Genomic DNA, 7,154 nt, shown 5'->3' with positions numbered 1-7,154 from the left:
GGGTGTGTAAGCGCAGCGATGCGTTGAGCTTACCGGTACTAATGACCCGTGAGGCTTAACCTTACAACGCCAGAGGCGTTTTGGTAGAGAGACGACTAGAATTTTCAGCATTGTTTACCGGATAAAGAATCTGCGGAAACGAAAGATTTTGCGGCGTGACAGGGCGCAGCGCGAAGACATCAGCGGGAGCATACTGAAGTATGTGACCGGTGTGGCTGAGCGATGGCAACGCGGTCACGATGTAAAAGATTCGTTTCGGCGCAAAGAATTTGCCTGGCGGCTGTAGCGCGGTGGTCCCACCTGACCCCATGCCGAACTCAGAAGTGAAACGCCGTAGCGCCGATGGTAGTGTGGGGTCTCCCCATGCGAGAGTAGGGAACTGCCAGGCATCAAACAAGTGAAGAAGCCCTGAACTGACGTTCAGGGCTTTTTTACGTCTGCGATCTGGCAGATAACCCCTCATCTCTGCGCCGTTCCGGACCGGACGCATCCCTTTACCGGCGTTTAGCGGGCAACGGTGAACCTGTAGCAAGGCACGGGTGCAGTGGCGGAGCGACGTAAAACACAGGCACGTCATCTGGTACGCGGCAGACAGGCTCTAACGATGATGGTAATTACACCTTCTTTGCCGTTCGAAGACGGGAAAACCCTCTACTGAACGCTGCTGATCTGCATCATTCACTCGCTACCCATTGTGTTGTCAGCTATGCGCCTTTTTACCCAGCCATGTCAGGATAAATGCGGCCACTTCTTGTGGCTGGTTGATGTTCAAAACGGGCACATTCAGGTTTAAAGTCGTGTCGTCACAGGCGACAGCCACCACCTTCTCATCCAGCAGTGCTGCTAGCTCACCTTTAATACCCGATCGCCAAAGCACAATTTTGGCGACTGGCTCATCTTTAAATCCTTCGACTAACACTACATCCAACTGTTCGCCGTCCATTCGTCCCACTAACGTCATTAAGCTGACAGGCTGCTCAGGCGTTTCACACATCAGCGCCCAACGCCTGTCGCTGGCGACAATAACCTGATCGGCTCCGGCTTTACGCAGCCGATAGCTGTCTTTACCCGGCCTGTCTACGTCCATGTCATGGTGGGTATGTTTAATTAATCCTGCACGTATTTCCTGCGCTTTTAACAAGGGTATAACTTGCTCGAGTAGTGTGGTTTTACCGGTTCCGCTCCAGGCGACAATGGCCAATAACGGAATATGCATTATGACTTCTCCTGCATGATCAGATCGTCAGGTGTATTGATGTTGCTGAACGCTGACTCTGGATCGCTAAATAAAACCGGGTGCCCACCATGCTCACGCATAAACTGCATAAGCCTGCGCTCCCCCCGTAACAACCATGTCTCAAGATCGTCGGCAATCGCCTTATTCATCAAGGCCAGGGTTGGATGATCCCGCTGGGAGGATTTCACCCATACAGCAGGTGCGTTGTTACGCTGCTGCCAGAGGCGCGCAACAAAATCACCGGGGATCTGAGGTGTATCACAGGCACAAAATGCCACCCAATCAGTGGGGCTGTGCCGTAAACCGCTCAACATACCTGCAAGCGGTCCTGGGTAGTCCTTGATTGAATCGGTTACGACCTGATAACCACTTAGCTGATAACGATCAATGTTGCGGTTAGCGCTTATTAACACAATGTCTACCTGCGGCCTCAACCGCTGTAGAACGTGTTGGTATAGGGGTTTACTCTGCATCATAAGTAATCCTTTATCCTGCCCGCCCATACGGCTACCTTGTCCACCAGCAAGGATTACACCGGTAAATGCTGCCATCTTGTCTCCTTGTGTCATTCTGGACGTGAATCACCTGCATTGAGGAATCATTATGAAAACCCATCGGCTGACTGAACTGCTTGAACTCCTGCAACCGGCATGGGAGAAAGAGCCCGATCTTAACCTGTTGGCATTTTTACAAAAACTGGCCCACGAGTCTGGTTTCATTGGCCCATTAAGTGAATTAAGCGATGACGTATTGATTTATCATCTAAAAATGCGTGATTCAGCCAGCGACGATCAGATTCCAGGCCTGAAAAAAGATTATGAAGTCGATTTTAAAACCGCCCTGCTACGTGCACGTGGTGTCATCAAAAATGACGAGTAGTGTTATCCTTGGCCATTAACCGTAAAGATAAGCACAGGGATAACCATGAGTGATGCCGCCTTTAACTTCCAGACACTCAATCCTGATGTCCTGCTGGATGCGCTTTGGGAAACGGGTATACGGGTAGATTCCGGTTTAACCGCCCTGAACAGCTATGAAAATCGGGTTTATCAGTTTAGCGACGATGAAAAACGTCGCTATGTGGCCAAGTTTTATCGCCCTCAGCGCTGGAGTGCAGAACAGATCACCGAAGAGCATCGGTTTTCCCAGGATTTACTGGATGATGAGGTGCCGATTGCCGCGCCGTTAGTTTTGCAGGGCGATACGCTGCAACGTCATGCTGGCTTTTACTATGCGGTCTTTCCCAGCCTGGGTGGACGGCAGTATGAAACCGACAACGAAGATCAGATGGAATGGGTAGGCCGTTTCCTGGGACGTATTCATCAAACTGGCCGCAAAAGCCTGTTTCAGCAACGCCCATCCATAGGGCTTGAAGAATATCTGGAGCAGCCGCGAGAAGTCCTGGCAAAGGCTGAGCTCGTGCCTGCGTCACTCCGCCCAGCATTGCTGGAAGCTGTCGATAAACTTGGCATCACGCTGCGGCAGTGCTGGCATAGCGACTGGCAGCCGCTACGCTTACATGGTGATTGCCACCCGGGCAATATTCTGTGGCGCGATGGCCCGCTGTTTGTCGATCTTGATGATGCCCGCAATGGTCCCGCTATTCAGGATCTGTGGATGTTAATAAGTGGCGATAGACAGGAACAGCGTATTCAGTGGGATATTCTGTTGGACGCATACAGCGAATTCAGCGACTTCGATATTAACGAATTGTCACTGATTGAGCCTTTACGTGCTATGCGCATGATTTATTATCTGGCCTGGGTCGTGCGCCGCTGGCAGGATCCCGCTTTTCCGCGCGCTTTCCCCTGGATGACGGATGAGGATTTCTGGCGCCGGCAAATTTTGCAGTTTATCGAGCAGGAAAAGGTGTTACGGGAACCTCCGTTGCAGCTGGCCCCGCAATTTTAATGAAAAGTCAGGAGAGTTTTCCCCAATGAAGAAAATATTTTTTGCACTGATGGGTTTGGTGCTGGCGTTCAGCGCATCTGCTGCACAATTCACTGAAGGTAAACAATACGTTAGCCTGCCTAAACCTGTTGCAGGTGAACCCCAGGTTATGGAGTTTTTCTCTTTTTTCTGCCCTCACTGCTACCAGTTTGAGCAAATTTACCACGTCGGTGATGCAGTTAAAAAGAATCTGCCAGCCGATACGAAGATGGTGAAGTACCACGTTGACTTCCTTGGCGGCGACTTAGGTCCCGTTGTCACTCATGCGTGGGCCGTCGCGATGGCGCTGGGCGTAGAAGATAAAGTGACTTCACCTATTTTTGATGGCATTCAGAAAAGCCAGACGATTACGGATGCAGCCAGCCTGAAAGACGTATTCATCAAAGCAGCGGGCATTTCTTCTGAGCAGTACGATGCGGCCTGGAACAGCTTTGCAGTAAAAGCCCTTGTTGCCCAGCAGCAAAAAGCGGCGTCTGACGTTGATCTGCGCGGCGTGCCAGCGATGTTTATTAACGGCAAATATATGGTTAATAATGGCGGTCTGGATACCAGCTCAATGGCAAACTTCGTGGCGGATTATGCCAACGTAGTGAAGTTCCTGGTTGAGAAAAAATAGCGTTTTACGCTGAGTTTTTTGCAAAACGCCAGCATACGCTGGCGTTTTCATTTGTAATTTGTGCGCCCATCGCTGACCTGTTGAAGAAGCACAGTTTTTCTATCCACACAAGCAAACATGCCATTAAAAATCACGATCGCATCACGGATTTATATTAAATATATGATTTTATTATTTTTAATTTTGGCTGAATCTTTTTTATGACATAAATAAACTATTGATATAATTTTTACGCACAAAGTTATCCACAGAAAGATCGTTGCGATCCTCATTACAGAAGCACGAAAAACGTCACGCTCTGTTTGTCTTGATTAACCCTTTTCGCCAAGGTGTGGCATCCTTATAGGCCAATCCATGGCAACGAAGAATACACAGACATATGGCGCAAATAGCAGAAAACCCCCTGATTTTGGTTGATGGCTCATCCTATCTTTATCGCGCGTACCACGCTTTCCCGCCGCTAACCAACAGCGCAGGAGAGCCTACTGGTGCTATGTATGGCGTGCTCAACATGCTGAAAAGCCTGTTGGTACAGTACAGCCCTACACATGTTGCTGTGGTGTTTGATGCTAAAGGCAAAACCTTCAGGGATGAACTGTTTGAACATTACAAATCCCACCGCCCACCGATGCCTGATGATTTGCGGTCACAAACAGAGCCGCTGCACGAAATGGTGCGTGCGATGGGCTTGCCGCTGTTGGCTGTCAGCGGCGTTGAAGCGGACGATGTGATTGGTACGCTGGCGTTAGAGGCAGAGAAAAAAGGCCACGCTGTTCTGATCAGCACCGGCGATAAAGATATGGCGCAGCTTGTCACACCGGGCATTACGCTAATCAATACCATGACGAATACCATTCTTGGCCCAGAAGAGGTTGAGCAGAAGTATGGTGTGCCACCGTCGTTGATCATCGATTTTCTGGCGATGATGGGGGACAGCTCAGATAATATTCCCGGCGTACCCGGCGTGGGTGAAAAAACAGCCCAGGCGCTGCTGCAGGGGCTGGGCGGGATGCAGTCCATTTACGACAATCTTGATAAAGTCGCCGATCTCTCTTTTCGCGGTGCAAAAACCATGGCCGCGAAACTGGAGCAGAATCGCGATGTTGCTTTTCTTTCTTATCAGCTTGCCACCATTAAAACAGACGTCGAGCTCGATCAACCCTGTGAAGCGCTTACGGTCAGCGAACCTGATGTTAACGCGCTGCAAGCGCTATTTAGCCGTTTCGAATTCAAGCGCTGGTTGACCGACCTGCAAGAGGGAAAATGGCTGCAGGGTACTAAAAGCAACCGGCAAGCCCAGCAGGTTCTTACCGATGAGCCGGTGGCGAGCGTTGAGGCCACCAGCCTGTTATCGGCTGACGGCTATATCACCATTCTGGATCAGCAAACCTTAGATGCCTGGGTGGAGAAGCTGAAAAACAGCGAGGTCTTTGCGTTCGATCTCGAAACCGATGGGCTGGATACGTTAACGGCTAATATCGTCGGCCTCAGTTTTGCGGTAGCGCCAGGTGAGGCGGCTTACCTGCCCGTGGCACATGATTACCTTGATGCGCCGGAGCAGCTCGACCGCGATGCCGTTCTTGCGCAACTCAAGCCGCTGCTCGAAGATCCTGACGCCAGTAAAGTGGGGCAAAATCTCAAATACGATCGTGGCGTGCTGAAAAACTACGATATTGAACTCGCCGGTATCAAATATGACACCATGCTGGAGTCATATATCCTGAACAGCGTAGTGGGCAAGCATGATATGGACAGCCTGTCTGCGCGGTGGCTGAATCATAAAACCATTACCTTTGAAGAGATCGCCGGTAAAGGGAAAAATCAGCTCACATTTAATCAAATCGCTTTAGAGCAGGCTGCACATTACGCAGCAGAAGATGCCGATGTCACTCTGCAACTGCATTTGAAAATGTGGCCTGAGCTTGAAAAAGAAGCCGGCCCTAAAAAGGTTTTTGAACAAATTGAAATGCCCCTGCTTAAGGTGATTTCACGTGTCGAGCGTAACGGCGTATTGATCGATCAAGCCATTCTGGCGCAGCACTCTAAAGAGCTGACATCGCGCCTGGCTGAGCTTGAGCTTAAAGCGCATGAGCTGGCGGGCGAGCCCTTTAATCTCTCATCGACCAAGCAGCTGCAGGTCATCCTGTTTGAAAAGCAGGGCATTAAGCCGACGAAGAAAACACCCGGAGGCGCGCCTTCTACCAGTGAAGAAGTCCTGGCTGAGCTGGCACTGGACTATCCGCTGCCAAAGGTCATTCTGGAGCACCGTGGGTTGTCGAAACTGAAGTCAACTTACACTGATAAACTGCCGCTGATGATCAATCCTGTCAGCGGTCGCGTGCACACGTCCTATCATCAGGCGGTAACGGCTACCGGTCGCCTGTCTTCAACCGATCCTAACCTGCAAAACATCCCGGTCCGTAACGATGAAGGACGCCGCATTCGTCAGGCCTTTGTTGCGGGCAAGGGGAACCGTATCGTGGCGGCGGACTATTCACAGATTGAACTGCGTATCATGGCGCATCTGTCACAGGATAAAGGGCTGCTCGATGCCTTTTCCCAGGGAGAAGATATTCACCGTGCTACTGCGTCAGAGGTCTTTGGCGTGCCGCTGTCTAAGGTCACGGGTGAACAACGTCGTAGCGCCAAGGCCATCAACTTTGGTCTTATCTACGGCATGAGCGCGTTTGGATTATCTCGCCAGCTGAACATTGGCGCAGGCGAAGCGAAAAAGTATATGGATTTGTACTTCGAGCGCTATCCTGGCGTGCTGCGCTATATGGAAAACACGCGGCAGCTTGCAGCCAGTAACGGGTATGTTGAAACGCTGGATGGACGCCGTTTGTGGTTGCCCGACATCAAGTCCAGTAATGCCATTCGTCGTAAAGCTGCTGAACGTGCGGCGATTAATGCCCCCATGCAGGGAACGGCCGCGGATATCATCAAACGCGCTATGATTGCGGTCGATGACTGGTTACAAAAGCAAACCGATGATGCGGTCAGGATGATCATGCAAGTGCACGATGAACTGGTGTTTGAAATCAAAGCTGAAGCCGTCGATGAAGCCAGCAAGCAGATTCGCGCGCTGATGGAGGGCAGTATGGCGCTGGATGTCCCCTTACTGGTCGAAGTCGGCGTAGGCGACAACTGGGATCAGGCGCATTAAGACTCTGGCTGGTGGCGTTTATGCGCCACCGCTGGCGCATTATCACGTGATCAGGCATGAAGCCGGCACACCGTGGTACCGGCGCTGCAAAACGATGCAGTAACTTATTATGGCCTAAGCACTTTTTTTGTAATTTAACTACATGCCATCCTCATTTTTGTGACGAGCATGGTAAAAAAAGTGAC

6 protein-coding genes and 1 rRNA gene are annotated in these 7,154 nt (G+C 50.8%); 5 read left to right on the top strand and 2 right to left on the bottom strand.

Annotated features, from left to right (window positions below; all coding sequences use genetic code 11):
- The first annotated feature begins 272 nt into the window (after nt 1-272).
- Nucleotides 273-388, top strand: a 5S ribosomal RNA gene (rrf, locus tag DFO57_RS20855).
- Between the two features lie 312 nt (nt 389-700).
- Here rrf and mobB read toward each other — a convergent pair.
- Together mobB and mobA are read right to left on the bottom strand one after the other, a co-directional pair.
- Complete coding sequence (mobB, locus tag DFO57_RS20850; RefSeq protein ID WP_022622399.1) at nt 701-1,216, bottom strand: molybdopterin-guanine dinucleotide biosynthesis protein MobB; 516 nt, start codon at nt 1,214-1,216, stop codon at nt 701-703.
- Nucleotides 1,216-1,788 carry a molybdenum cofactor guanylyltransferase MobA gene (gene mobA / locus DFO57_RS20845; RefSeq protein ID WP_029569294.1) on the bottom strand — a complete coding sequence of 191 codons (573 nt, stop codon included), beginning with the start codon at nt 1,786-1,788 and terminating at the stop codon, nt 1,216-1,218. The genes mobB and mobA overlap by 1 nt, the downstream gene beginning before the upstream one ends.
- Before the next feature lie 52 nt (nt 1,789-1,840).
- On the opposite strand from mobA, the gene DFO57_RS20840 reads away from it, so the two are divergent.
- From DFO57_RS20840 to polA, 4 genes are all read left to right on the top strand, one after another.
- Nucleotides 1,841-2,116 carry a YihD family protein gene (locus DFO57_RS20840; protein WP_013027791.1) on the top strand — a complete coding sequence of 92 codons (276 nt, stop codon included), beginning with the start codon at nt 1,841-1,843 and terminating at the stop codon, nt 2,114-2,116.
- Nucleotides 2,117-2,161: 45 nt separating this feature from the next.
- Nucleotides 2,162-3,148, top strand: coding sequence for a serine/threonine protein kinase (locus tag DFO57_RS20835; protein WP_013027790.1), 987 nt, complete (start codon nt 2,162-2,164; stop codon nt 3,146-3,148).
- A gap of 25 nt (nt 3,149-3,173) precedes the next feature.
- Nucleotides 3,174-3,803 (top strand): thiol:disulfide interchange protein DsbA, encoded by a 630-nt coding sequence (gene dsbA / locus DFO57_RS20830; protein ID WP_013027789.1) that lies wholly within the window; start codon nt 3,174-3,176, stop codon nt 3,801-3,803.
- A gap of 379 nt (nt 3,804-4,182) precedes the next feature.
- Nucleotides 4,183-6,969, top strand: a complete 2,787-nt coding sequence (polA, locus tag DFO57_RS20825; RefSeq protein ID WP_110015655.1) for a DNA polymerase I — start codon at nt 4,183-4,185, stop codon at nt 6,967-6,969.
- Nucleotides 6,970-7,154 lie beyond the last annotated feature (185 nt).

It is taken from the genome of Pantoea sp. AG702, assembly GCF_003182295.1.
Lineage (GTDB): Bacteria > Pseudomonadota > Gammaproteobacteria > Enterobacterales > Enterobacteriaceae > Pantoea > Pantoea ananatis.
Note: the sequence above shows the minus strand (reverse complement) of the source record. Positions and strands in the feature narration are given on the sequence as shown.

Excerpts from the sequence above, each read along its gene's own strand:
- mobB (WP_022622399.1), bottom strand. The coding sequence starts at position 1,216 with ATGCATATTCCGTTATTGGCCATTGTCGCCTGGAGCGGAACCGGTAAA.
- dsbA (WP_013027789.1), top strand. The coding sequence starts at position 3,174 with ATGAAGAAAATATTTTTTGCACTGATGGGTTTGGTGCTGGCGTTCAGC.
- polA (WP_110015655.1), top strand. The coding sequence starts at position 4,183 with ATGGCGCAAATAGCAGAAAACCCCCTGATTTTGGTTGATGGCTCATCC.
- DFO57_RS20835 (WP_013027790.1), top strand. The coding sequence starts at position 2,162 with ATGAGTGATGCCGCCTTTAACTTCCAGACACTCAATCCTGATGTCCTG.
- DFO57_RS20840 (WP_013027791.1), top strand. The coding sequence starts at position 1,841 with ATGAAAACCCATCGGCTGACTGAACTGCTTGAACTCCTGCAACCGGCA.
- mobA (WP_029569294.1), bottom strand. The coding sequence starts at position 1,788 with ATGGCAGCATTTACCGGTGTAATCCTTGCTGGTGGACAAGGTAGCCGT.